The 24,291-nt window shown below is 73.2% G+C and carries 18 protein-coding genes; 13 read left to right on the top strand and 5 right to left on the bottom strand.

The window, feature by feature from the left end:
- Window positions 1-208 precede the first annotated feature (208 nt).
- The 5 genes from ACIQTO_RS14180 (at window position 209) to ACIQTO_RS14160 (ending at window position 3,774) form a co-directional block, all read left to right on the top strand.
- Window positions 209-1,417, top strand: coding sequence for a sensor histidine kinase (locus tag ACIQTO_RS14180; RefSeq protein WP_402387546.1), 1,209 nt, complete (start codon window positions 209-211; stop codon window positions 1,415-1,417).
- Window positions 1,414-2,073: a response regulator gene (locus ACIQTO_RS14175; protein ID WP_402387543.1), complete on the top strand. Its 660-nt coding sequence runs from the start codon at window positions 1,414-1,416 to the stop codon at window positions 2,071-2,073. The genes ACIQTO_RS14180 and ACIQTO_RS14175 overlap by 4 nt, the downstream gene beginning before the upstream one ends.
- Window positions 2,074-2,146: 73 nt before the next feature.
- Entirely contained in the window at window positions 2,147-3,175 is a 1,029-nt protein-coding gene (locus tag ACIQTO_RS14170; RefSeq protein WP_402387540.1) for a nitronate monooxygenase, read from the top strand.
- Between the two features lie 39 nt (window positions 3,176-3,214).
- A complete protein-coding gene (locus ACIQTO_RS14165) occupies window positions 3,215-3,607 on the top strand; it encodes a type II toxin-antitoxin system RelE/ParE family toxin (protein ID WP_402387747.1) in 393 nt (130 codons plus the stop codon).
- Window positions 3,502-3,774, top strand: coding sequence for a helix-turn-helix domain-containing protein (locus ACIQTO_RS14160; RefSeq protein WP_402387744.1), 273 nt, complete (start codon window positions 3,502-3,504; stop codon window positions 3,772-3,774). Before ACIQTO_RS14165 ends, ACIQTO_RS14160 begins: the two co-directional genes overlap by 106 nt.
- Window positions 3,775-3,807: 33 nt before the next feature.
- On the opposite strand, the gene ACIQTO_RS14155 is transcribed toward ACIQTO_RS14160, so the two are convergent.
- A complete protein-coding gene (locus ACIQTO_RS14155) occupies window positions 3,808-5,283 on the bottom strand; it encodes an aminopeptidase P family protein (RefSeq protein ID WP_402387537.1) in 1,476 nt (491 codons plus the stop codon).
- Window positions 5,284-5,497: 214 nt separating this feature from the next.
- Between ACIQTO_RS14155 and ACIQTO_RS14150 the strand changes: the two genes are divergently transcribed.
- From ACIQTO_RS14150 to ACIQTO_RS14125, 6 genes are all read left to right on the top strand, one after another.
- Window positions 5,498-7,252: an ABC transporter substrate-binding protein gene (locus tag ACIQTO_RS14150; protein WP_402387534.1), complete on the top strand. Its 1,755-nt coding sequence runs from the start codon at window positions 5,498-5,500 to the stop codon at window positions 7,250-7,252.
- A 13-nt stretch (window positions 7,253-7,265) separates the two neighbouring features.
- On the top strand, window positions 7,266-8,225 hold the full coding sequence (locus ACIQTO_RS14145) for an ABC transporter permease (protein ID WP_402387531.1): 960 nt from the start codon (window positions 7,266-7,268) through the stop codon (window positions 8,223-8,225).
- The gene (locus ACIQTO_RS14140) at window positions 8,222-9,208 is read left to right on the top strand and encodes an ABC transporter permease (RefSeq protein ID WP_402387528.1); all 987 of its coding nucleotides are present in this window, start codon (window positions 8,222-8,224) and stop codon (window positions 9,206-9,208) included. The genes ACIQTO_RS14145 and ACIQTO_RS14140 overlap by 4 nt, the downstream gene beginning before the upstream one ends.
- Window positions 9,208-10,206: an ABC transporter ATP-binding protein gene (locus ACIQTO_RS14135; RefSeq protein ID WP_402387525.1), complete on the top strand. Its 999-nt coding sequence runs from the start codon at window positions 9,208-9,210 to the stop codon at window positions 10,204-10,206. The genes ACIQTO_RS14140 and ACIQTO_RS14135 overlap by 1 nt, the downstream gene beginning before the upstream one ends.
- Complete coding sequence (locus ACIQTO_RS14130; RefSeq protein ID WP_402387522.1) at window positions 10,203-11,228, top strand: ABC transporter ATP-binding protein; 1,026 nt, start codon at window positions 10,203-10,205, stop codon at window positions 11,226-11,228. Before ACIQTO_RS14135 ends, ACIQTO_RS14130 begins: the two co-directional genes overlap by 4 nt.
- 480 nt (window positions 11,229-11,708) lie before the next feature.
- Window positions 11,709-14,048, top strand: a complete 2,340-nt coding sequence (locus tag ACIQTO_RS14125; protein ID WP_402387519.1) for a collagenase — start codon at window positions 11,709-11,711, stop codon at window positions 14,046-14,048.
- 257 nt (window positions 14,049-14,305) lie between these two features.
- Here ACIQTO_RS14125 and ACIQTO_RS14120 read toward each other — a convergent pair whose 3' ends face one another.
- Both ACIQTO_RS14120 and ACIQTO_RS14115 read right to left on the bottom strand, forming a co-directional pair.
- Window positions 14,306-16,678, bottom strand: a complete 2,373-nt coding sequence (locus tag ACIQTO_RS14120; RefSeq protein ID WP_402387516.1) for an immune inhibitor A domain-containing protein — start codon at window positions 16,676-16,678, stop codon at window positions 14,306-14,308.
- A 280-nt stretch (window positions 16,679-16,958) separates the two neighbouring features.
- Window positions 16,959-19,025, bottom strand: coding sequence for a prolyl oligopeptidase family serine peptidase (locus tag ACIQTO_RS14115; protein WP_402387513.1), 2,067 nt, complete (start codon window positions 19,023-19,025; stop codon window positions 16,959-16,961).
- Between the two features lie 93 nt (window positions 19,026-19,118).
- Between ACIQTO_RS14115 and ACIQTO_RS14110 the strand changes: the two genes are divergently transcribed.
- A complete protein-coding gene (locus ACIQTO_RS14110) occupies window positions 19,119-20,294 on the top strand; it encodes an aminotransferase class V-fold PLP-dependent enzyme (protein ID WP_402387509.1) in 1,176 nt (391 codons plus the stop codon).
- Between the two features lie 73 nt (window positions 20,295-20,367).
- Here ACIQTO_RS14110 and ACIQTO_RS14105 read toward each other — a convergent pair whose 3' ends face one another.
- Complete coding sequence (locus tag ACIQTO_RS14105) at window positions 20,368-20,700, bottom strand: ArsR/SmtB family transcription factor (RefSeq protein WP_402387506.1); 333 nt, start codon at window positions 20,698-20,700, stop codon at window positions 20,368-20,370.
- A 28-nt stretch (window positions 20,701-20,728) separates the two neighbouring features.
- Window positions 20,729-21,103: a hypothetical protein gene (locus ACIQTO_RS14100; RefSeq protein ID WP_402387503.1), complete on the bottom strand. Its 375-nt coding sequence runs from the start codon at window positions 21,101-21,103 to the stop codon at window positions 20,729-20,731.
- 258 nt (window positions 21,104-21,361) lie between these two features.
- On the opposite strand from ACIQTO_RS14100, the gene ACIQTO_RS14095 reads away from it, so the two are divergent.
- On the top strand, window positions 21,362-24,217 hold the full coding sequence (locus ACIQTO_RS14095; protein ID WP_402387500.1) for a DEAD/DEAH box helicase: 2,856 nt from the start codon (window positions 21,362-21,364) through the stop codon (window positions 24,215-24,217).
- Window positions 24,218-24,291: the final 74 nt, after the last annotated feature.

Here is a 24,291-nt window from a genome sequence, read left to right as displayed (position 1 = left end):
TCAGTGAGTCGGTGACTTCGGTGACTTCGGTGGCTCGGTGACGCCGGCGGTGACGGCGACGGCTCCGGCCGCGACACTCACCACGGTCGCGCGGAAGGGGGCCGGCGGGCATCGCACGCGGGATTGGAACCTCGGCATCGAAGGGGAGAGGCGGAGTTCAACCTTTTGATTGATGCCGCTCCGACGACCCGGACCCTAGGCTGGACGGATGGCGACCGAACGACCCCGCATCACTCCCGTCGCCCGCGTACTCCAGGTCTGCCTGCACCTGCTGGTGGCGGGCCTGCTCGCCCTGGCCGTGACCCGCGCGGTGGTCGGCCGGGGCGGCGACCCGGCGGCCGTCGTCGCCGCCGGCACGGCGATGGCCGCCGTCTACGCGGCCGGCCCGCTGGTCGGTGCCGTCCGCCGGTCGCGGCGGGCCGCCGCGCTCTGGCTGGCCCTGCTCGGGGTGACCTGGGTGGGCGTGCTGATCGCCACCCAGGACGGCGTCTGGCTCGCCTTCCCGCTGTACTTCCTGGAGCTGCACCTGCTCGGCCGCCGCAGCGGGCCGGCCGCCGTCGCCCTCACCGCGCTCGTCGCGGTCGTGGCGTGGTCCTGGCACCAGCACACCGTCGGCTTCGCCGGGGCGATCGGCCCCACGCTCGGCGCGGCCGTCGCCACCGTCACCGTCCTCGGCTACCAGGCGCTCTACCGGGAGAGCGAGGAGCGCCGCCGGCTGATCGACGAGCTCACCGCCGCCCGCGCGGGCCTGGACGCCGCCCACCACACCGCCGGTGTGCTGGCCGAGCGGGAACGGCTCGCCCGGGAGATCCACGACACCCTCGCCCAGAGCCTGTCCAGCATCCAACTGCTGCTGCGCGCCGCCCAGCGGGCCCTGCCCGAGCGGACCGAGGCCGCCGCCGACTACGTCGAACAGGCTCGGCAGGCCGCCCAGGACAACCTCGCCGAGGCCCGCCGCTTCGTCCGCGCGCTCACCCCGCCCGACCTGGAGAGCGCCTCGCTGCCGGTCGCCCTCGAACGGCTCTGCGCGACCACGTCGGCGCACGCCGGTCTGCCCGTCCGGCTGCACGTCTCGGGCGACCCCGTCCGGCTGCCGGTGCCGCAGGAGGTCGCGCTGCTGCGGATCGCGCAGTCCGCGCTCGGCAACACGGTGCGGCACGCGAAGGCCTCGCACGCCGAGGTGACGCTCAGCTACATGGAGGGCGAGGTGGCGTTGGACGTGTTCGACGACGGCACGGGCTTCGACCCGGCGCGGGCCGCCGCGACCGCGGGCGGGGAGAGCGGCTTCGGACTGCCCTCCATGCGGGCCAGGGCGCGAGCCCTGGGCGGTACCTTCGCGGTGGAGTCCGCCCCGGGGGAGGGGACGGCGCTCGCCGTCCTGCTGCCCGTCGCCGCCGCCACCGAGGACTCTCCGTGACCGAACCCGTGACCCGCCCGGTGATCCGCCTGCTGCTCGCCGACGACCACCCGGTGGTCCGGGCCGGGCTGCGGGCCGTGCTGGAGAGCGAGCGGGACTTCGTCGTGGTCGCCGAGGCCGCCACCGCCGAGCGGGCCGTGCAGCTGGCGGCCGAGGTCGAGGTGGACGTGGTGCTGATGGACCTGCAGTTCGGGCCGGGCTCGGCGATGAACGGCGCGCAGGCCACCGCGGCGATCACGGCCCGGGCGTCGGCTCCCCGGGTGCTGATCGTCACCACCTACGACACCGACGCGGACACCCTGCCCGCGCTGGAGGCCGGGGCCACCGGGTACCTGTTGAAGGACGCGCCGCCGGAGGAGCTGGCCCGGGCCGTCCGCTCGGCGGCGCAGGGCCGGACGGCGCTGGCGGCGACGGTGGCGGACCGGTTGCTGGAGCGGATGCGGACGCCGTCGGCCGCGCTGAGCGCGCGGGAGACGGAGGTGCTGGGGCTGGTCGCGGACGGGCTGACCAACCAGGGGATCAGCCAGCGGCTGCATCTGAGCCAGGCCACGGTGAAGTCGCATCTGGTGCACATCTACGCGAAGTTGGGCGTGGACTCGCGGACGGCGGCGGTGCGGGAGGCGCGGGTGCGGGGGCTGATCCGGCGAGGAGCGTGAGGGGCCCGGGCCGCGGGCGGACGCGGGCGTAGGGTTGGGGGCCGAACCGTCGCGCGCAGTGGAGGAACCCGCCATGGCCGTCCGCCTCGACGAACTCGCCGTCCCCGTCATCGCCGCGCCCATGGCGGGCGGGGCGTCCACGCCGGAGCTGGTCGCCGCGGTGAACGCCGCCGGCGGCCTGGGGTTCCTGGCGGCGGGGTACCGGAGCGCCGCCGCGATGACCGAACAGATCGGCCGGGTGCGTGAGGTGACGGACCGGCCGTTCGGCGTGAACCTCTTCGTGCCCGCCGGGCCCGGCGACCCGCGGGCCGTCCGCGCCTACCGCGAGCACCTGCTGCCGGAGGCCGAGCGGTGGGGCGTGCGGCTGCCGGAGGCGATCGCGCCGGACCGCGACGACTGGGACGCCAAGATCGCCGCGCTGCTGGCCGACCCGGTGCCCGTCCCCGTGGTGTCGTACACCTTCGGGCTGCCCTCCCCGGAGGAGGTCCGGGCGCTGCGGGCGGCCGGGGTCCACCAGGTCGCCACCGTGACCACGCCGCAGGAGGCGCGGCGCGCCGAGGCGGTCGGCGTGGACGCGCTCTGCGTACAGGGCCCGGAGGCGGGCGGGCACCGGGCCACCCACGGGGTGGCGGACCGGCCGGGGGACGTCCCGCTGCTCGAACTGCTGCCCGCCGTCGGGGCGGTGACGACGCTGCCGCTGATCGCGGCGGGCGGGCTCGCCGACGGCCCGGCGGTCGCGGCCGCGCTGCGGGCCGGGGCGGTGGCCGTCCAGCTGGGGACGGCGCTGCTGCGCGCGGACGAGTCCGGCGCTTCCGCGCCGCACCGGGCCGCCCTGACCGATTTCCCGGACACGGTGGTGACCCGGGCCTTCACCGGCCGTCCGGCGCGCGGTCTGCGCAACGCGTTCATCGAGCGGTACGAGCCCTACGCGCCGGCGGCCTACCCGGAGGTGCACCACCTCACCCAGCCGCTGCGGGCGGCGGCCACCGGGCGGGCGGACACCGGGGCGATGCACCTGTGGGCCGGCACCGGCCACCGCGCGGCCCGCAGCGGGCCGGCCGCGGAGATCGTCAGGGAGCTGTGGCGGTCGGCCCGGCGCTGAAGCGCGGCGCGGTGGTCCGGTCTTGGCCGGAGAGGGCCGCTGCTCGGCCGCCCGCTGGGGGACCGGATTCAAGGGAGCAGGCTGCGCAACCTGAAGGAGCTACGACCGGGATCGGCAGGGAAGAGCGACATCCGCATGCTGTTCGTCTTCGATGCCGAGCGAGAGGCGATCTTCCTGGTCGCCGGTGACAAGTCCGGTCAGTGGTCGCGGTGGTACGACGTCAACATTCCGTTGGCGGAGGGCCGGTACGAGCAGTACGTCGATGAGTTGGAGAAGGGAGACCGCGCACCGAGGTGTGGGCCGAGGCACAGCGCCGAAACCCCGCGCTGGCGACCCCCGAGGCGGAGGCCGAGCGGGCGCGGATGCGGCAGGAGTCGCTGGCGCGGATCCGCGGCCACGAGCTGGCGGAGCTGCGGCGCAAGGTCGGGCTGACGCAGAAGGAGGTGGCCGGGCTGCTCGGGGTGAGCCAGGCGCGGGTGTCGCAGATCGAGCACGGCCAGGTGGACAGCCTGGACAATCTGCGCGCGTACGCGGCGGCGATCGGCGGCGAGGTGGAGGTCACCGTGCGGCAGGGGGATCGGACGATCAAGGTGGCCTGAGCCCGAGCCCCCCTGCCGGTCGTGCGGCGGCGCTCAGCCGAGCAGCTCGGCCATCCAGGACTCGACGGCGGCGGCGGTGCGGGGGAGCGCGTTCGACATCAGGCGGGCGCCGTCCGAGGTGATGACGAGGTCGTCCTCCAGGCGGATGCCGAGCCCGCGCAGTTCGAGCGGGAGGGTCTCGTCGTCGGGCTGGAGGTAGAGACCGGGCTCGACGGTGAGGACGTGGCCCTCCTCCAGGACGCCGTCGAGGTAGGTCTCGGTGCGGGCCTTGGCGCAGTCGTGGACGTCCATGCCGAGCATGTGGCCGCTGCTGCAGAGCGTGTAGCGGCGGTAGAGGCCGCTCTCCTCGGCGATGGCCTGCTCGGCGGAGACGGGCAGGACGCCCCAGTCGGCGAGCCCCTCGGCGAAGACCCGCATCGCGGCGAGGTGGAAGTCGCGGAACCGCGCGCCGGGGCGCAGCGCGGCGATGCCGGCGTCCTGGGCGGCGAGCACCAGGTCGTAGGCCTGGCGCTGGGCGGAGGTGAAGGTGCCGCCGAGCGGGAGCGTACGGGTGATGTCGGCGGTGTACAGGGTGTCGGTCTCGACGCCGGCGTCGAGCAGCAGCAGGGCGTTCGGGTCGAGCGCGCCGTCGTTGCGGATCCAGTGCAGGACGCAGGCGTGGGCGCCCGAGGCGGCGATGGTGTCGTAGCCGGTGCCGTTGCCCTCGGCGCGGGCGCGGAGGTTGAAGACGCCCTCGATCCAGCGCTCGCCGCGCGGGTGGCGCAGGGCGGCGGGGAGGGCGCGGACGACGTCCTGGAAGCCGAGCACGGTGTGGTCGACGGAGAGCTGGAGCTGCTCGACCTCCCAGGCGTCCTTGACCAGGCGCAGTTCGGACAGGACCGCGGCGAGGGCGGCGTCGCCCTCGCGCCGGGCGGGCGAGCCGGGCCGGTCGGTGGCGGCGTCCAGGACGCCGTCGACGCCGGCCAGGACCCGGGTGCTGGGCTGCGGCCCGGTGAGCAGCTTGTCGAGGTCGTCGAGGTGCTCGGTCCGCAGGCCGGTGAGGCGGGTGGCCTCGGCGAGGTCGGGGCGGCGGCCGACCCAGAACTCGCCGTAGCGGCGGTCCCGGTAGAACTCGCTGCCGCGGACGGGGTCGCCGCCGCGCGGCGAGCGCGGGCGCAGGTAGAGCACGGGCTCGTGGCCCTCGGGGCCGGCGGGCTCCAGGACGAGGACGTGGCCGGGCTGGTCCTCGCCGGTGAGGCCGGTGAGCCAGGCGTAGGCGGTGTGCGGGCGGAACCGGTAGTCGTCGTCGTTGCTGCGGACCTTGAGCTCGCCGGCGGGGACGATCAGCCGCTCGCCGGGGAAGGCGGCGGAGAGCCGGGCGCGGCGGCCGGGCAGGACGGCGTAGCCGGGGACGCGCCGGTCGTCGGCGAGCGGGGTGGGGGCCCAGGCGGTGGCCATGTAGGCCTCCAGCGCGGGGGAGGTCGGCAGGTCGTGGCTGCTGGTGTTGAGGCCGGTCTGTCGGAGGGTCACCGGGGGACTCCTATGCGGGGCGGGGGGGCTGCACGGGACACAGCTCGATAACGGGATGCGTCATCTCTTGTGCAGTGCAATTTCACATTACTATGTTACGGGTCACACCGTGGAGCGGCTAGACCCGCCGAGGTCGCCCTCCCGGTCGGGCTCCGGATCACCTCCGGGGTCGGACGACGGGCCTCAACGGCGGCCCCCCACTGCGGAGTTGCACATGACCAGGCGCACCCACGCCGCCCTCGCGGCGGCCCTCGCGGCAACACTCACCCTCGGTCTCGGGGCGTGCAAGAACGACAAGAGCGACACCGCCGGCAACAGCGCGGCCGCCACCAACACCAAGGGCCCGGGCGCTGAAGCCGGCTCGATCGTCGGCGGCACCCCCGTCAAGGGCGGCACGCTCACCGTGCTGACCAACCAGGACTTCGCCCACCTCGACCCCGCCCGCAACTGGGTGCTGCCGCACATGGACTTCGGCACCCGGCTGATCTACCGCACCCTGGTCACGTTCAAGGCCGAGCCGGGCGCCGCCGGCAGCGAGATCGTCCCGGACCTCGCCACCGACCTCGGCAAGTCCTCCGACGGGGGCAAGACCTGGACCTTCACCCTGCGCGACGGTCTGAAGTACGAGGACGGCAGCCCGATCAAGTCCGCCGACATCAAGTACAACGTCGAGCGGTCCTTCTCCCCGGACCTCACCGGTGGCCCCGACTACGCCGTCCAGTACCTGGCCGGCGGTGAGAACTACAAGGGCCCGCTGACCGGTGAGCACCTGTCCAGCATCGAGACCCCCGACGACAAGACCATCGTCTTCCGTCTGAAGCGCCCGGTCGCCGAGTTCTCGTACACCGCGACCCTGCCGACCTTCTCCCCGGTGCCGCAGGCGCAGGAGAAGGGCACCCAGTACGACTCGCGGCCGTTCTCCTCCGGGCCGTACAAGATCGAGTCCTACGACCGCGGCAAGCAGCTCGTGCTGGTCCGCAACACCAACTGGGACCAGGCCTCCGACTCGGTCCGCAAGGCCTACCCGGACAAGATCGTGGTCACCCAGGGTCTGAAGGGCGGCCAGGTCGACGACCGGATCATCGCCAGCGACGGCGCCGACGCCTCCACCGTCGAGATGCCGTGGATGCAGCACGAGTCCGTCGCCAAGGTGCTGCCCAAGGCGGACGTCAAGTCCCGCATGGTGGCCGAGCGGACCGGCTGTACCGACATGCTGTACCTGAACAACGCCAAGGCCCCCTTCGACGACCCGAAGGTGCGCGAGGCGATGATGTACGCGGTCGACCGCGAGGCCCAGGTCACCGCGTTCGGCGGCCCGGCGATGGCCGACGTCGCGACCTCCTTCCTGCCGCCCGCGCTGACCGGCGGCGTCAAGGCCGACCCGCTGCAGATCCCGGCCGCCGGCGACCCGCAGAAGGCCAAGGACCTGCTCAAGGCGGCCGGCAAGAGCGACCTCAAGGTCTCGCTCACCGTCTCCATCGGCGACAAGAGCCGCGGTGAGGCGCTCCAGCAGTCGCTGGCCAAGGCCGGCGTCCAGGTCACCGTCAACACCGTGGACGCGTCCGCCGTCGCCGACGCCGTCGGCGACATCAAGAACGCCCCCGAGCTGTACATCAACGGCTGGTGCCCGGACTACCCGTCCGCCGCGACCTTCCTGCCCTTCCTCTTCGACGGCCGCACCATCAAGGAGAAGGGCAACCAGGGCAACTACAGCCAGTTCCGGGACCAGGCCACCATGGACCGGATGGACCAGATCGCGGCCATGACCGACCTGGCCGAGGCCAACGCCGCCTGGAAGCAGCTCGACGAGGACCTGGTGAAGAAGGCCCCGGCCATCCCGCTCATGTGGCAGCGCCGCCCCCTGCTGGTCGGCACCAACGTGGCCGGCGCGTTCGGCAACTCCGGCTTCGCCGGCATGATCGACATGGCTGTGGTCGGCCTCAAGGACCCCGCGAAGAGCCAGGGCTGAGGGACCGTCACCGATGAGTACAACCACTGAGCCCGCCGCCGTGGAGGTCACGGCGGCGGGCCCCGCGAAGGCCGCCGGGCGCGGGCCCTGGCGGCTGGTCTGGGACCAGCTGTGGGCCAAGGGCTCGGCCCGGTTCGGCCTGATCACCGTCGCCGTGCTGGTGCTGTCGGCCGCCCTGGCCGGCCCGTTGAGCTCGCTCGGCGGCTGGACCCCCGAGGAGTTCGACAAGCGCGCCGTCGACCCGTACATCGGCGGCACGCCGATCGGCGCCTTCGGCGGGATCGGCTCCCGGCACTGGCTCGGCGTCGAACCCGGCTCGGGCCGCGACCTGTTCGCCCGTGTCCTGCACGGCGGCCAGGTGTCGCTGCTGATCGCGTTCACCGCGACCGCCCTGGTCGTGGTCGCCGGCACCCTGGCCGGAATCGCCGCCGGCTACTTCGGCGGCCGCATCGACGCGGCGCTCTCCCGGCTGATGGACCTCACGATGTCCTTCCCCTCGCTGATCTTCATGATCGCCATGATGTCGGTGGCCAAGGACGTCAACCGGATCCTGCTGATGACCCTGGTGATCGGCCTGTTCGGCTGGCCCGGCATCGCCCGGGTGGTCCGCGGTCAGACGCTGTCGCTCAAGCACCGCGAGTACGTCGAGGCGGCCAAGGTCGGCGGAGCCCGCTCCTGGCGCATCCTCACCCGGGAGATCCTGCCGAACGTGTCCGGCCCGATCATCGCCTACACCACGCTGCTGATCCCCGGCATGATCGCCACCGAGGCCGCGCTCGGCTACCTCGGCGTCGGCGTCCGTCCGCCCACCGCGTCCTGGGGGCAGATGATCTCCGAAAGCATCGTCCACTACGAGACCGACCCGACGTACTTCCTCATCCCGACGGTCTTCCTCTTCATCGCGGTGCTCGCCTTCACCCTGCTCGGTGACGCGCTGCGCGACATCCTCGACCCCCGGGGAGGCCGGTCGTGATCATCTACCTCGGCCGCCGGCTGATCGGCGTCGCGGGCATCCTGCTCGCCATCTGCGCCATCACCTTCACCATCTTCTACCTGCTGCCCAACGACCCCGCCGCGGCCGCCTGCGGCAAGACGTGCAGCCCCGAGCGACTCGCCGCCGTCAAGGTGGCGATGGGCCTGGACCAGCCGATCTGGAGCCAGTTCGGCAGCTACCTGGGCGGCATCTTCGCCGGCCGCGACTACGGCAGCGGCCCCAGTGCCGTGCACTGCGGCTTCCCCTGCCTCGGCTACTCGTACGAGTACGGGCTGCCGGTCTGGGACCTGCTCACCGACCGCCTGCCGGTCTCCATCTCGCTGGCCTTCGGCGCGGCGGTGCTCTGGCTGGGACTCGGCCTCGGCGCCGGCGTCACCTCGGCCCTGCGCAAGGGCAGCGTCACCGACAGGATCCTGACGGTGCTCTCCGTCGGAGCCGCCTCGCTGCCGGTCTACTTCACCTCGATCATGCTGATCTGGGGCGTCGTGCGATCCGCCGGCCTGCTGCCCTACCCGTCGTACCACGCCCTCACCGAGGACCCGTTCGGCTGGGCCTCCAACCTGCTGCTCCCCTGGATCGCCCTGGCCCTGCTGTACGCGGCCACGTACGCCCGGCAGAGCCGCAACTCGATGATCGAGACGATGGCCGAGCCGTACATCCGCACGGCCCGCGCCAAGGGCCTGCCCGCGCTGACCGTGACGGTCAAGCACGGGCTGCGCTCCGGGATGACGCCCATCCTGACCATCTTCGGCATCGACCTGGGCGGCCTGCTCGCCGGCGCGGTCATCACCGAGTCCATCTTCGGGCTGCCCGGGGTCGGCCGGCTCTTCTACGACGGGCTGATCCGCTCCGACCAGCCGGTCATCCTCGGCGTCACCCTGCTCGCGGCCTTCTTCATCGTCGCGGCGAACCTGCTGGTCGACCTGCTCTACGCGGTGGTCGACCCGAGAGTGAGGTACTGATGGCACTGTTGGAGGTCGAGGATCTCGCAGTCTCATTCGACACCCCGCGCGGCACCGTCCGGGCCGTCGACGGCATCTCCTTCACCGTCGCGGCCGGGCAGACCCTCGGCCTGGTCGGGGAGTCCGGCAGTGGCAAGTCCGTCACCTCGCTGGCCGTGATGGGCCTGCACCGCGGCGCCGCCGTCACCGGCTCGATCCGGCTCGCCGGGCAGGAGCTGAACGGGCTGGGGGAGCGGCAGCTGGGTAGCATCCGGGGCCGGCGGATCGCCATGATCTTCCAGGACCCGCTGTCCAGCCTGCACCCCTTCTACACCGTCGGCGAGCAGATCGCCGAGCACTACCGGGTGCACTTCAAGGCCTCCCGCAAGGCCGGCCGCGCACGGGCGGTGGAGATGCTGCGCGAGGTCGGCATCCCCGAACCGGCCCGCCGGGTCGACGAGTACCCGCACCAGTTCTCCGGCGGCATGCGCCAGCGCGTCATGATCGCCATGGCACTCGCCTGCGAACCCGACCTGCTGATCGCCGACGAGCCCACCACGGCCCTCGACGTCACCGTCCAGGCCCAGATCCTCGACCTGATCGCCCGCATCCAGGAGGACCGCGGCCTCGGCGTCGTCATGATCACCCACGACCTCGGCGTGGTCGCCCGGGTCGCCCACGAGGTGCTGGTGATGTACGGCGGCCGGGCCGCCGAACAGGCCCCCGTGGACCGGCTGTTCGGCGCCCCCGCGCACCCGTACACCCGCGGGCTGCTCGACTCGCTGCCCCGCCTGGACGACACCGACGACGCCCCGCTGCGGGCCATCCCCGGCAGCCCGCCGTCGCTGATCGCCCCCGCCCCCGGCTGCTCCTTCGCCCCGCGCTGCGCCCGCACCGCCGCCGCCACCGCCGAGGAGCACGCCCGCTGCGTGGCCGAACGCCCCGCGTTCGGCCCGCTCGTCCCCGGCCACCAGGCCGCCTGCCACCTGCCACTGGTGCCGCTGGGAGCCCGCTCATGACCGACCGACCGCTGCCCTCCCAGTCGTCGGCCGACCGGCCGCGCTCCGCCGAACCGCTCCTGTCGGTCCGGGACCTGGTGAAGACCTTCCCCGGCAAGCGCGGCCGCACCGGCCGGGCCGGCGCCCCGATCCGGGCCGTCGACGGGGTGAGCTTCGACGTCGCCAAGGGCGAGACGCTCGGCCTGGTCGGCGAGTCCGGCTGCGGCAAGTCCACCACCGGGCGGATGATCGTCCGGCTGCTCGACCCGACCTCGGGCACCGTCACCTTCGACGGCACCGAGATCGGCGGCCTGTCCCAGGCCGCGCTGCGCCCGCACCGGCGGGACCTGCAGATGGTCTTCCAGGACCCGTACTCCTCGCTCAACCCCCGCCAGACGGTGGCTCGGATCATCTCCGAGCCGCTGCTGGTCCAGGGCACCGGCGCGGCCGAGGCGCGCAAGCGGGCCGGCGAGCTGATGGAACTGGTCGGCCTGATCCCCGAGCACCTGGACCGCTACCCGCACGAGTTCTCCGGCGGCCAGGCACAGCGGATCGGCATCGCCCGCTCGCTGGCCACCTCGCCCCGGCTGGTCATCGCCGACGAGCCGGTCTCCGCGCTGGACGTCTCCATCCAGGCCCAGGTGGTCAACCTGATGGAGCGGCTGCAGGACGAGCTCGGCCTGGCGTACGTCTTCATCGCGCACGACCTCTCGGTGGTCAAGCGGGTCTGCGACCGGGTCGCCGTGATGTACCTCGGCCGGATCGTCGAGATCGGCGACAAGGCCCAGGTGTACGGCAACCCCGCGCACCCCTACACCCGGGCGCTGCTCTCCGCGGTGCCGCTGCCGGACCCGGCCGCCGAGCGGGCGCGCGAGCGGATCGTGCTGCTCGGCGACCCGCCGAGCCCGGCCAACCCGCCGTCCGGGTGCAGCTTCCACCCGAGGTGCCCGAAGGCCCAGGAGATCTGCCGGACCGAGCGTCCGTTGCTGCAGATCGCCGGGCCGGGCGCCCGGGAGGCCGCCTGCCACTTCCCGGAGAACTGAGGCCCCTGCCGGGCCCGCCCGCCGCCGCACCGCCCTGCACCCCCACGCTCGGCGGTGCGGCTCCGAGTGTGCCCGACCGACACGCCCTCCAGCCGTGCGTCCGCTCCACCCCCACCCCCCCCACAATCCAGGAGCACCGGTGTCAACTCCCCGCGCCACGCGCCGCGTTGGCCTCGGCCCCACCGAGGACACCGCCGACCACACCCGCGGGGGCCCGCTGCGACGGTAGCCCCGCCCCACAGACTCCCGTACGGGCCCGCCGTCCTGACCGCTTCCGCGGCGGACCCGTACGGGTCAGGCCCGGCCGACCCTTCCACCCGGCCGGTCCCTTCGGAGCGCACACCTCTCCCCGCCGCGCCCCGGGATCGGACCTCGCGCGTGTCCCGCCTCCACCCCCTCACGGGCACGCGCCAGGTTCCTGCACGACACCGACTGCTCATAACCCCACTCACAGGAGTTCTGGTGTCTTCAACCCGACGCATGCGTACCACGATGCTCTCGGTGGCGCTGGCCGTGACCCTGGCCGCGCCGCTCGTGCAGAGCGCCCAGGCGGCCGGTACCCCGGCCGCCGCCGTTCCCGCTCCCGCCGGCACCCCGGCCGGGGCGCCCGGATCGGCCGCGTACGGCCCCGACGACGCGGTGGCACACCCCGCCACCGCGCCGGCCGGTGCCTTCGCGGCCGGCCCCGGGGGCTGGCCGGGCGCCGCGGCGCTCCAGCCGACCACCGCCGAGCCGCGGCCCGCGACGCCGGCCGGGGCCGCGCCGGCCGCCGCCGGAGCCGACCAGGCCGCGCCCTGCACCGTCGAGCGCTTCAGCGCGTTCACCCCCGGCGAGCTGGCCGACTTCCTCGCCGACCGGCGGAACCCGTACGAGGAGTGCCTGCGGCCGCTGCTGGGCGGCTGGGACGCGCGGTTCGCCAAGGTGATGACCGGCGCCCACGTCCGGGCGGTGGCGGACCGGATCAGCGACCTGGCGCCGTCCTTCGACAGCGCCAACAACCTCAACCAGCAGGAACTCTGGTACTACCTGCACGTCGTGGTGAACTTCGACTTCTACCACCACGACGTGATCGACATCCGCGACGAGGCCACCACGGCGGCCGTCGACCGGGCGATGACCCGCTACACCGCCAACGCCCGGGTGTTCGAGCCGACCACCACCAACGGCTCGACGATGGGTGAGCTGCTGCAGACCGGCACCTCGCCCACGCTGCGGGTCGGCCGGATCCCTCTGGTCAAGCGCGTCCTGGGGGTGTTCGCCCCCGGCGGCGCCGCCATCGGCGACTACGGCTGGAACTGGGCGGTCCAGGGCGCCCTGCAGATCAACTTCCAGGGCATCGGCAACGTCCTCGAGGACCCGGAGGGCAAGTTCCGCGCCGCGGTGGCCGCCGACGCCGAGTACCGCGAGGCCTTCCGGGCGTACGCGGGCTACCGGCACCTGAAGGGCACCGCCAGCGAGTGGGCGGCCGGCGACGCGATGCTGGAGTACGGCCGGTTCACCACGATCGACGCGCTCAAGTCCGGTCTGCGCGACCAGGCCGGCCAGACGTTCAGCCAGGTCACCGATGTCTTCGGCCGGCTCAGCAAGCCCTGGGCCAGCCTCGGCGTGGCGCTCAACGCGCTCGGGACCTGCGGCCAGTACAACGTCTGCCGGGCCGACGTGGAGCGGGAGATCCTCCCCCACACGTACAGCTACGACAACGGCACCCTGAACATCCACACCGCGCTCGACCGGGCCACCGCCGACCAGCTCTACTACGCCACCAAGCAGGTCAAGGCCCAGTTCTTCCGCGTCCTGGGCACCGACCAGCCGATCGCCGACGACACCCACCCGGCCCTCGACATCCAGCTGTACGACACCAAGTCCCGGTACATCAACCTGCAGAACCTGCTCTTCGGGATCGGCGACGTCAACAACGGCGGCATGTTCCTGGAGGAGCGCTCCACCTTCTACACCTACCAGCGGACCAGCGACGAGTCGTACTTCAGCCTGGAGGAGCTCTTCCGGCACGAGTACACCCACTACCTCAACGCCCGCTGGGCCATCCCCGAGAACGGCTACACCAGCCGCTGGCCCAGTGACGCGACCTTCGCCATGAACGAGGGCACCGCCGAGTACTTCGCCGGCTCCACCCGCGACGGCGGCGTGAAGGCCCGCAAGTACATGGTCCGCCAGGTCGGCTGGGACGACCGCGACAAGAGGCCGCGGCTGACCGTCGACCAGGTCCTGCACGCCACCTGGGCCTCCCAGGGCTTCCGTGCCTACCCGTACGCGGCGACGTTCTTCAACCTGCTGGGGGAGAGGCACCCCGACCAGCTGGTCGAGATGTACCGCCTGCTGCGCGCCGACGACAAGGCCGGCTACGACGCCTGGCGCGACCGCCTCGGCCGGGACGCCGCGCTCCAGCGCGAGTACAACGCCTACCTGGACGCCGAGATCCCGCTCGCCGACTCCCTCTACGTCCCGGTGACCAAGTACGCCGCGAACAGCTCGCTGCGGTACGCCTGGGCCTCCGAGGTGCAGTCCGCGTTCGCCGCCGCGACCCAGAACGCCCCGGTCTGCAAGGACAACGGCGACTGGAACAGCAAGATGCGCTTCAGCTGCTCGGGCCGCATCACCGCCACCCTCACCAACGCGGCCGACGCCGGCCGGGTCCGGGCCGACATGGCCGCCACCGTCGACACCTACCTGCTCGGCCGGGGCAGCGGCGCCGCCAACAACCTGGCCGACATGAACTGCTGGTTCGGCAAGGTCGATGTCTGGCCCACCGGCCAGGCCGGCACCGCCGACTACAACTGCGAGGGCCCGCTGCGGCGGTAGTCCTCCCACTGACGCCCGGTCGGGCGTGGCGGGGAACCTCACGAGGGCCACGCTCGACCGGGTTCCACCGGCGCGTCGCTTCGGCGGCGCGCCGGTGGTGTTTCCGGCCGCCCCGGTGGGCGGCCGGTTGGTGTTCGCGCTCGGCGCTGCTCCGCCCCGCTCTGCCCCGGCTCCGCCCCGCCCCCGTGCCCGGGACGCGGGAAGGCCCCGACTCCCGCCGCGTGCGCGGGAGTCGGGGCCTTCGCCGGGGAGCCGGGTCAGGAGGCCGGGCCCACCTTGACGGTGGTGATCCGCCCGCCCTGGGCTTCGCGGACGACCTCGATCTTCGTGTTGGTGTCGGGCACCTTCACGCCGAGCTGCGGCGTGGCGGGGTCGGAGTAGACCCCGGTGCGGTCGTTGAAGGCCGCCACGGCCGGCTCGGAGCCGATCCGCACCGGAACGCCGCCCTTGTGCAGGGTGAAGGCGGTGGTCGGCTTCAGCGAGAACGTCGCGTCGAAGGTCTGCGCGCGGCCGTTGACCAGCGAGCCGTCGGCGAACCGGATCGGCGTCGGGTGGGCGTCGACCGGCAGGATCAGCCCGCCGCCCGGGTGGTCCTTGGTGTTGTTGTCGCCGTAGCCGGTGTCCCAGAGCCACACCAGCACACCCTCCTGGTACGGGTAGGTGTCGACGATGTCCTTCTTGCCGTCGACGCCCGAGTAACCGAAGTTGTACGGGCCGGTCTTCAGGAAGGCGCCGTAGCCCGCGTACCGGCGGTTCTCCACCAGGTAGGCGCGCGGGTGCTGGGTGACCGCGGTGCGGCCGGTGACGACGGAGAACCCGGTGGCCGTCCAGCCGTTGGTGCCGTTCTCGGCGCCGTCGGCGAACAGCTCGGTGTCGCCGGCGGCGATCCGGACGGCGTCGACCAGCACGCCGCGACCGTGGGTGTTGTTGTCCGAGGTGACGTGGAAGCGCAGCCGGACCTGCTGCCCCGCGTACCCGTCCAGCGGGACGGACAGCTGCCGGTAGGAGCCGGACGTGCCGGTCAGACCGGGGGTGTTGGCGGTGGTGTTGCCGATCGGAGTGCCGTCGACGGTACCGCCGAGCGCCTTCCAGGTCTTCCCCTCGTCGGTGGAGGCCTCGACGGCGAGGAAGTCGTAGTCCTGCTCGATGTCGTACCAGGCGGCGGCGGTCAGCGTGACCGGGCCGGTCACCGAGCGCAGGTCGACCGTTCGGGCCAGCGAGTTGTCCAGGCTGTCACCCGTCCCGCTCCACCAGTGCTTCGCACCCTGGTTCGGGTCGGTCAGCTCGGTGCTGGTGGTGCCGTCGGGCAGGTGCACCAGCACCGCCTGCGCCTGGTCGGTGTTGTAGCCGCTGACCCCGAGCGCGTGGCTGGAGCGGGTCGCGGCCTGCGCCTCGTCGTAGTCGAGCCAGCCGAACTGCAGCTTGCTCCAGGCGTCGAGGTCGCCGGGGTAGCCGCCGGTGGTGTTCTTGCCCTTGCCGAGGTACGAGCCGGAGGACATCAGCGACCAGAAGTTGACGCTGTTGTCGCCGCCGTTGGTGCTGTACAGGTCCGGCAGGCCGAGGTTGTGGCCGAACTCGTGGGCGAACAGGCCGACGCCGCTGTTCTCGCCGGCCTGGACGTAGTCGTAGACGTACAGGCCGGTGTCGCCGACCGGTGCGCCGCCGATCCGGTTGCCCGCCGGGCCGGTCTGGCCGGCCGGGTCCGGGAAGGCCCAACTGCGGTGGGCCCACAGGGCGTCGGCGCCCTGCGCGCCGCCGCCCCAGGTCTCGTCGACGCCCGCGTGCACGACGATCACGTTGTCCAGGTAGCCGTCCGGCTGGCTGAACTCGCCGTCCTTGTCGTGGTCGTAGCGGTCGTAGACGTCGTACTGGGCCAGCTCGGCCTTGACGTCGGCGACGGTGCGGCCCTTGGCGATCTCACCGTCGTACCAGGCCTTGACCGCGTCCCGGACGAACTCCTGCGCCTGGGTCCAGGCGCCGGACCCCTGGGGGCCCTTGTTGCTGCCGTACCGGGCCTCGTTGTACGGCACGGTGACCCAGTCGCTGACCGTGCCCTCGACGTCGTAGCGGCCGGAGGACTGGGTGCGGTAGTAGTTGCGCATCGAGACCGCGCCGGGCGTGTCGTCGAAGAACATCTGCTGGTAGTAGCCGCGGTCGAAGTCGCGGTTCCAGAGCGTGTGGTTGTCGCTCGCGCCGGGCTTGGGGATGGTGTCGTGCCGCGGGCCGGGCGTGCCGCCGTAGCGGGCCTGGCCGTTGTACTGGGTGGTGTTGTCCACCTGGTCGCCGAACTGGGCGAGGATGACGAAGACCTTGTCCTTGCGCTGCTGCGCGAGCTGGACGTAGTCGTTGCCGATCTTCACCTTGGCGGGTGCCCGCTTCTGCGAAGTCTTGGCCACGGAGCCCTTGTTGAGCTGCTCCAGTGCCTTGGTGCGGAGCGACTGGCGCTCACGCTCCTGGGGGGCGAGCGGGCCGGGCGGGGCCTCGGCGCCGCCCTCCTCGGTGCCCTGGGCGGCGGCGGCAGCCGTGACGGCGGGGGAGGGGGGTGCGGCCTGGGCGGGGGTGCCGAGGAGGGCGGCCGCTATCGCGCTCGTGGTGAGCGCGGCCGCGAATGCCGCGGACAGTCTGCGCAACTGACCGGTCCTTTCAGGACGGTGGATGGTCGGGGGAGTCGGGAAACAGTCGATGGAGCGCAGGTAATATTTCACATGTCATGGGTCACATGGAAGACATCGGACGAGGTGGCGGGGCCCGGATACGCGACCGGCCGCTCCCCGGAGGGAGCGGCCGGTCATGCCGGGAGCGGAGGCCGCCCGTAGGAGGACAGACCTCCGGCGGCCCGGGGTCGGCCCGGCGTCGGCCCGGCGTCGGGACGGTGTCAGGACGGCGCCGGGGCGGCGCCGGGGCGGCGTGTTACCCCAGGGCGCCGCGCAGGAAGGCGAGTTCGGCCGCCGTGATCTGCTCGTTCACCCCGTACGGGGTCATGTGGGTGACGCCGGGCAGCGGCAGCACGCTGTGCGGGCGGCCCGCCCGGGTGAGCGCCTCGGACAGCAGCAGGGTGTGCGACGGGTGCACGTTGTCGTCGGCCAGGCCGTGGATCAGCAGCAGCGGCCGGGTGAGCGACGGCGCGTCGTCGATCAGGCAGTCCGCCGCGTAGCCCTCGGGATTGTGCTGCGGCAGGTCGAGGTAGCGCTCGGTGTACGCGGTGTCGTACCGGCGGAAGTCCGTGGGCGCCGCGCCCGCGCAGGCCGCGTGGAAGACGTCCGGGCGGCGCAGGACGGCGAGCGCGGCGAAGTACCCGCCGTAGGACCAGCCGCGGACGCCGACCCGGCCGAGGTCGAGGTCCGGGTGGTCCTCGGCCAGCGCCCGCAGCGCGGCGACCTGGTCCTCCAGCGCGGCCTCGGAGAAGCGGCGGAAGATCGCCCGGGTGAAGGTGGGGGAGACGAAGGGGGTGCCCCGGTTGTCGGTGGTGACGACCGCGTAGCCCTGGTCGGCCCACCACTGCCGGAGCTGCCAGCGGCGCGGCTCGTTCGCCACGGCCTGGAAGCCGGGTCCGCCGTAGACGTCGAGCAGCACGGGCAGCCGGCGGCCGGGCACGTGGCCGCGCGGGTACACCACGGCGGTGGGCAGACCGTGCTCGGTGACCCGGGCCAGCCGCGGCTCGACCCGGTAGGGCAGTGCGGCGGACAGATCGGTGAGCGTCAGCTCGCCCGAGGGGCCGGTCACCCGGCGGCGCACGCCGTCGGGGTCGGCCGAGACGAGCAGCAGGGTGTCGGCGGCGGCGAGCGCGGAGTGGACGCCGGGGCCGGAGCCGATCCGCTCGGGAGCGCCGCCGTCCGGGTCGATCAGGTGGACGTACTGGTCGGCCGGGTCGCCCTCGCCGGTCTCGCAGAGCAGCTTGCCGCGCAGCCGCCCGACCACCCGGCGGATCTGCAGGCCGGTGGTGTCCAGCGGCTTGCCGTCCAGCGCGAGGCCGCGCGCCTCGGGGGTGTCGTGCACGGTGAGCAGCCGGCCGCCGTCCAGCCGGGCGGGGGTGCCCGGCAGGTCGTCGACCCAGAACTCGTCGGTGGTGCGGGACAGTTCCTGGGTGGCGCCGGTGGCCGGGTCGGCGGTGAGCAGCAGCACGTTCTGCTGCAGGCGGTCGGCGACGGTGAGCAGGACCTCGCCGGCGTCGGCCCACTGGGCCGCGCAGAGGTAGGGGAACGCCTCGGCGTCCCAGCGCAGTCGGGTCCGGGTGCCGTCCAGACCCAGGACCCAGAGCTGGACGTCCGCGTTGGGCCCGCCTGCCTGCGGGTAGGCGAAGTCCTCGGGCTCCTCGTCCGGGTGGGCCGGGTCGGCGAAGTACCGCCGGGACAGGGCGGATTCGTCCACCCTGGTGGCCAGCAGCGCGGTGCCGTCCGGGTGCCACCAGTGGCCGCGGGAGCGGCCCAGCTCCTCGGCGGCGGCGAACTCGGCGACGCCCCAGCGGGCGCCGTCGGCGGGGCTCAGTGGCGGGTGGCCGGGGGTGACGTGGAGGGCGTCACCGGCGACGTAGGCGACGCGGTGGCCGGCCGGGTCGGGGCGCGGGTCGAAGGCGGGCCCGGCGACGGGGAGTTCGGCGCAGGTGCCGGCGGTGGTGTCGGCGCGGAACAGTCGCCCGTCCAGCGTGAACACGGCGACCGCGAGGTCCGCGGTCGCGGCGAAGGTGCCGATGCCGGCGGCGGTCAGCCTGGTCCGTTCGCGCAGCCGGCGTTCGACGGCGGGCAGGTCGTCCCGGTCGCCGCTGCGGTCCGGGGCGAGGGCGGCGGGGTCGGCGACCAGGCGCTCCTCACCGGTGGCGAGGTCGAGCAGGTGGAGCCGGTCGACCCGGTCCTCCGGGCCGGTCGAACGGAGCAGCAGCAGCCGGGTACCGTCCTCGCTGAGGGTGATCGCGCGCGGGGCGCCGTAGCCGAAGCGGCCGGTTCGGGCGCTGAGGTCGAGGAAGGGGTCGGTGATGGTCACCGCCCGATGTTCGCCGCGCGACACCGTCCTGGACCAGTAGCGCGTCATGTGAAATGTCACACACCACCTATGATCTCAATCCATGGAGGCGAAGTGATCGAGGACCTGCGGACCGTCGAAGCGCCGGTGCCACTGCCCGGTACGAACGGGCTGTTCACCCTGGACCCGGCGGTGGTCCACCTCAACCACGGGTCGTACGGCGCGGTACCCGTCCCGGTCCAGCGGCTGCAGGAGCGGCTGCGGGTGGAGCAGGAGCGCGATCCGGACGGTTTCTTCGCCGACCTGCCCGGCCGGGTCGCCGCCGCCCGGACCAGGATCGCCGCCGAACTGGGCACCGACCCGGCCGGGCTCGCCCTGGTCGCCAACGCCACCGAGGCCGTCGCGGTCGCCCTGGACAGCGTCCCGCTGGCGGCCGGGGACCGGGTCCTGGTGACGGATCACGGCTACGGGGCCGTGACCTGGGCGGTGCGGCGCCGGGCCGAGGAGGTCGGGGCGCGGGTCGACACCGTCCGGCTGCCGTTGGACACCCCCGGCGAGGAGGCCGTCCGGGACGCCGTGCTCGCCGCGGTCGGCGGACGCACGGTGCTCGCGGTGCTCGACCAGATCAGCTCGCCCACCGCCCGCCGGATCGCCGGCCCGGCCCTGCTCGCCGCCCTGCGCGAGCGCGACGTGACCACCGTGGTGGACGGTGCCCACGCCCCCGGCATGCTGGCCGCCCCGGTCGAGGGGGAGGCCGACTTCTGGTTCGGCAACCTGCACAAGTGGGCCTTCGCCCCGCGCGCCACCGGTGTCCTGGCCGTCCGCCCGGAGTGGACCGGCAGGGTCCGCCCGCTCGCCGTGTCCTGGGAGCACGAGCGGGGCTACCCGGCGAACGTGGAGTGGCGCGGCACCTGTGACTACACGCCCTGGCTGGCCGCCCCGGCCGGCTTCGAGCTGCTGCGCGGGCTCGGCACGGACCTCGTCCGCCGGCACAACGAGGAGCTCGCGGCCCACGGTGGCGCGGTGCTGGCCGACCGCCTCGGGCTGACCCCGCTGCCGGCCGAGCCGGGCGTGTCGATGCGGGCGCTGCGGCTGCCCCCGGGCCGGGGCGAGAGCGAGGAGGAGGCCCGCGGGCTGATGGCCGTGCTCTGGCAGCGGCACGCCGTCCGGACGGTGGTGCGGGCCTGGCCGGGGGGCGGGGTGCTGCGGGTCAGCGCGCAGCTGTACAACCGGCCGGACGACTACCGGACCCTGGCGGCGGGCCTCGCGGAGCTGCTGTCCGACCGGTGACGGGGCGGGTCGTGGCCGGTGCTGCTGTCCGGGCGGGTCCTGGCCGGTGCCGGTGCCGGCGCCCGGCCGGGTGTCAGTCGGCACCGGCCCGCAGTTCGGCGAGCAGGGTGTTCTGCTCGGCGATCAGCCCGGTGAGGATCCGCCGGGCGGTCCGCAGCAGGTCGGCCACCTCGGTGCCGGACAGCGCGTAGACCACCGTGCTGCCCTCGCGGGTGGCGGTGACGATGCCGGACCGGCGCAGCACGGCGAGCTGCTGGGAGAGGCTGGACGGTTCGATCGCCAGCTCGGCCAGCAGGTCGCGGACGGGCGTCGGTCCGGCCTGCAGCAGCTCCAGCACCCGGATCCGGACGGGGTGGCCGAGCATCCGGAAGAACTCGGCCTTGGCCTGGTACAGCGCGACCGCCACAGCGCTCCTTTCCTGGTGCCCGGCCCGCTCAGATCTCCAGTGCGACCTCGATCCGCTTCAGCTGGTGGCGGGCCATCGCCAGGTTGGCGCGGCCGCGGTTGAGCGCCAGGAACAGGAAGAGCCCCCGGCCGTTGGGCATGGTGAGCGGCCGGAGCAGGTGGTACTGGCTGGTGAGGCTGACCAGGATGTCCTCGATCTCGTTGTCGTGGAGGTTGAGCAGCTCCATCGCCCGCATCTTGGCCCGGACCACGTCGGTGTTGCCGGCGGCGGCGACGTTGAGGTCCAGCTCGCCGCCCTCGCCGAGGGTGCCGAGCGCCATGCCGCTGCCGTAGTCGACCAGGGCCACGCCGATCGCGCCCTCGATGGCCATGGCCTCCTTGAGCGAGGTCTCCAGGTTCGCCATCGTCTTCTCCTCCTGTGAGCGGGGGACTCCCCTGTGTGGTGGCTGTGGGACCGAATGTAGGGAGCTGGGACGGCAGAGCACCGGGGATGACCGGAGACGTTCGAAGATGACCGCTTCCTGGATGCTTGAAGACATTTGCAACTATGGATGTGAGAGAGAACCGATCCGATGGCGCAGAAAATCGGTGCTATCGATGTCAGTCCTCCCGGGTAACCTCTCGCTGAGATGCGAGATCACACCAATCACACCCGGACGGCGATGAACACCCCTGAGCCCGAGCAGCCCGACGACCGGGAGCTCAGCCCCGCCGAGGCGTACGCGGCCTTCCGCCGCCGGGCCAAGGAGCAGGCCACCGCCCTGTACGGCTTCCAGCAGCTCTACGACTTCCCGCTGGACGAGTTCCAGCTGGAGGCCTGCCGGGCCCTGGAGGACGGCGAGGGCGTCCTGGTCGCCGCGCCCACCGGCTCCGGCAAGACGATCGTCGGCGAGTTCGCCGTGCACCTCGCCCTCCAGTCCGGGCGCAAGTGCTTCTACACCACGCCCATCAAGGCCCTCTCCAACCAGAAGTTCGGGGACTTGGTCAAGCGCTACGGCGCGGCCAAGGTCGGCCTGCTCACCGGTGACAACAGCGTCAACGGGGACGCCCCCGTGGTGGTGATGACCACCGAGGTGCTGCGCAACATGCTCTACGCGGGCTCCTCCGCGCTCGACGGCCTCGGCTACGTGGTGATGGACGAGGTGCACTACCTCGCCGACCGCCTCCGCGGCGCCGTCTGGGAGGAGGTCATCATCCACCTCCCCGAATCGGTCGTGCTGGCCTCCCTCTCCGCGACGGTCTCCAACGCCGAGGAGTTCGGCGACTGGCTGGACACCGTGCGCGGCGGCACCAAGGTGATCGTCTCCGAGCACCGCCCGGTGCCGCTCTGGCAGCACGTCATGGCCGGCAACCGGATGTACGACCTGTTCGCCAACCCGGACCGTGACGGCCGCCCCAAGGACGCCCCGCGCAACCCGGCCAAGGCCGTCAACCCCGAGCTGGTCCGGCTCGCCCGCTCCGAGCTGGACCGCAACCCGCGCGACCGGTTCGGCCGCGGCCGGGGCCGGTCGATGCCGAACGGCCGGCCGGGCAAGGTCTGGACGCCGGGCCGGGTCGACGTGATCGACCGGCTCGACGCCGAGGGCCTGCTCCCCGCCATCACCTTCATCTTCAGCCGGGCCGGCTGCGAGGCCGCCGTCCAGCAGTGCCTCAGCTCCGGCCTGCGGCTCAACAAGGAGGAGGACCGCGGCCGGGTGCGGGCCATCGTCGAGGAGCGCTGCGCCGACATCCCCGACGAGGACCTGCACGTCCTCGGCTACTTCGAGTGGCTCGACGGGCTGGAGCGCGGCATCGCCGCCCACCACGCCGGGATGCTGCCGCGGTTCAAGGAGGTGGTCGAGGAGCTCTTCGTGAAGGGCCTGGTCAAGGCCGTCTTCGCGACCGAGACGCTGGCACTCGGCATCAACATGCCCGCCCGTTCGGTGGTCATGGAGAAGCTGGTCAAGTGGAACGGCGAGACGCACGCCGACATCACCCCCGGCGAGTACACCCAGCTCACCGGCCGGGCCGGCCGGCGCGGCATCGACGTCGAGGGCCACGCCGTGGTGCTCTGGCAGCGCGGGCTCGACCCGGAGGCGCTGGCCGGCCTGGCCGGCACCCGCACCTACCCGCTGAAGTCCTCCTTCCGGCCGTCCTACAACATGGCCGTCAACCTGGTCTCCCAGTTCGGCCGGCACCGCTCCCGCGAGCTGCTGGAGACGTCCTTCGCGCAGTTCCAGGCGGACCGCTCGGTGGTCGGCATCGCCCGCCAGGTCCAGCGCAACGAGGAGGGCCTGGACGGCTACCGCGCGTCCATGACCTGCCACCTGGGCGACTTCGACGAGTACATGGGGCTGCGCCACCAGCTCAAGGACCGCGAGAACGAGCTGGCCCGCGAGGGCAGCAGCCAGCGCCGCGCGGCCGCCGTCGAATCCATCGAGCACCTCAAGCCGGGCGACGTCATCCACGTCCCCACCGGCAAGTTCGCCGGGCTCGCGCTCATCCTCGACCCGGGCCTGCCGCCGGTCAGCCGCAACGGCCGGGTCGGCTCGCGCCACCCCGACTACCAGGACGGCCCGCGCCCGGTGGTGCTCACCGCCGAGCGGCAGGTCAAGCGGCTCGCCATGATCGACTTCCCGCACCCGGTCGCCGCCGTCGAGCGCGTGCGCATCCCCAAGTCCTTCAACCCGCGCAGCCCGCAGTCCCGGCGCGACCTCGCCTCCGCGCTGCGCACCAAGGCGGGCCACCTGGAGCCCGAGCGGTTCCGCAAGGGCCGCGCGGCCGCCGCCGACGACGCGGAGATCACCCGGCTGCGCGCCGAGCTGCGCCAGCACCCCTGCCACGGCTGCGACGAGCGGGAGGACCACGCCCGGTGGGCCGAGCGCTACCACCGGCTGCACCGCGACACCGAGCTGCTGGAGCGCCGGATGCGCTCCCGCACCCACACCATCGCCCGCACCTTCGACCGGGTCTGCGGGCTGCTCACCGACCTCGGCTACCTCAGCGGGGACACCGTCACCGACGACGGCAGGCGGCTCGGCCGGCTCTACGGCGAGCTGGACCTGCTCGCCTCCGAGTGCATCCGCGAGGGTGTCTGGAGCGGCCTGGCCGCCGCCGAGCTGGCCGCCTGCGCCTCCGCCCTGGTCTTCGAGGCCCGCCAGTCCGACGACGCCGCCGCTCCCCGGGTGCCCGAGGGCGCCACGAAGGAGGCGCTCGGCCAGATGATCCGGATCTGGGGCCACCTGGACGCCCTGGAGGAGCAGCACCGGATCAACACCGCCGAGGGCGTCGGCCAGCGCGAGCCGGACGTCGGCTTCGCCTGGGCCGCCTACCGGTGGGCCCTCGGGCACAGCCTGGACTCGGTCCTGCGCGACGCCGACATGCCGGCCGGCGACTTCGTGCGCTGGACCAAGCAGCTGATCGACGTCCTCGGCCAGATCCAGGACGCGGCGGGCGAGGACGCCGACCTGCGCAGGACGGCGCGCAAGGCCGTCGACGGGCTGCGCCGGGGCATCATCGCGTACTCGTCGGTGAGCTGACGGCGACAGCCGAGCGAAGGGGGCCCGTCGTGACGACGGGCCCCCTTCGCCGTCCGCGCTTCCCGCGCCCCGCG

This window comes from Kitasatospora sp. NPDC091207, assembly GCF_044768625.1.
Taxonomy (GTDB): Bacteria; Actinomycetota; Actinomycetes; order Streptomycetales; family Streptomycetaceae; genus Kitasatospora.
The sequence above is the reverse complement of the archived record's forward strand: the minus strand, read 5'-3'. Positions and strand labels throughout refer to the sequence as shown.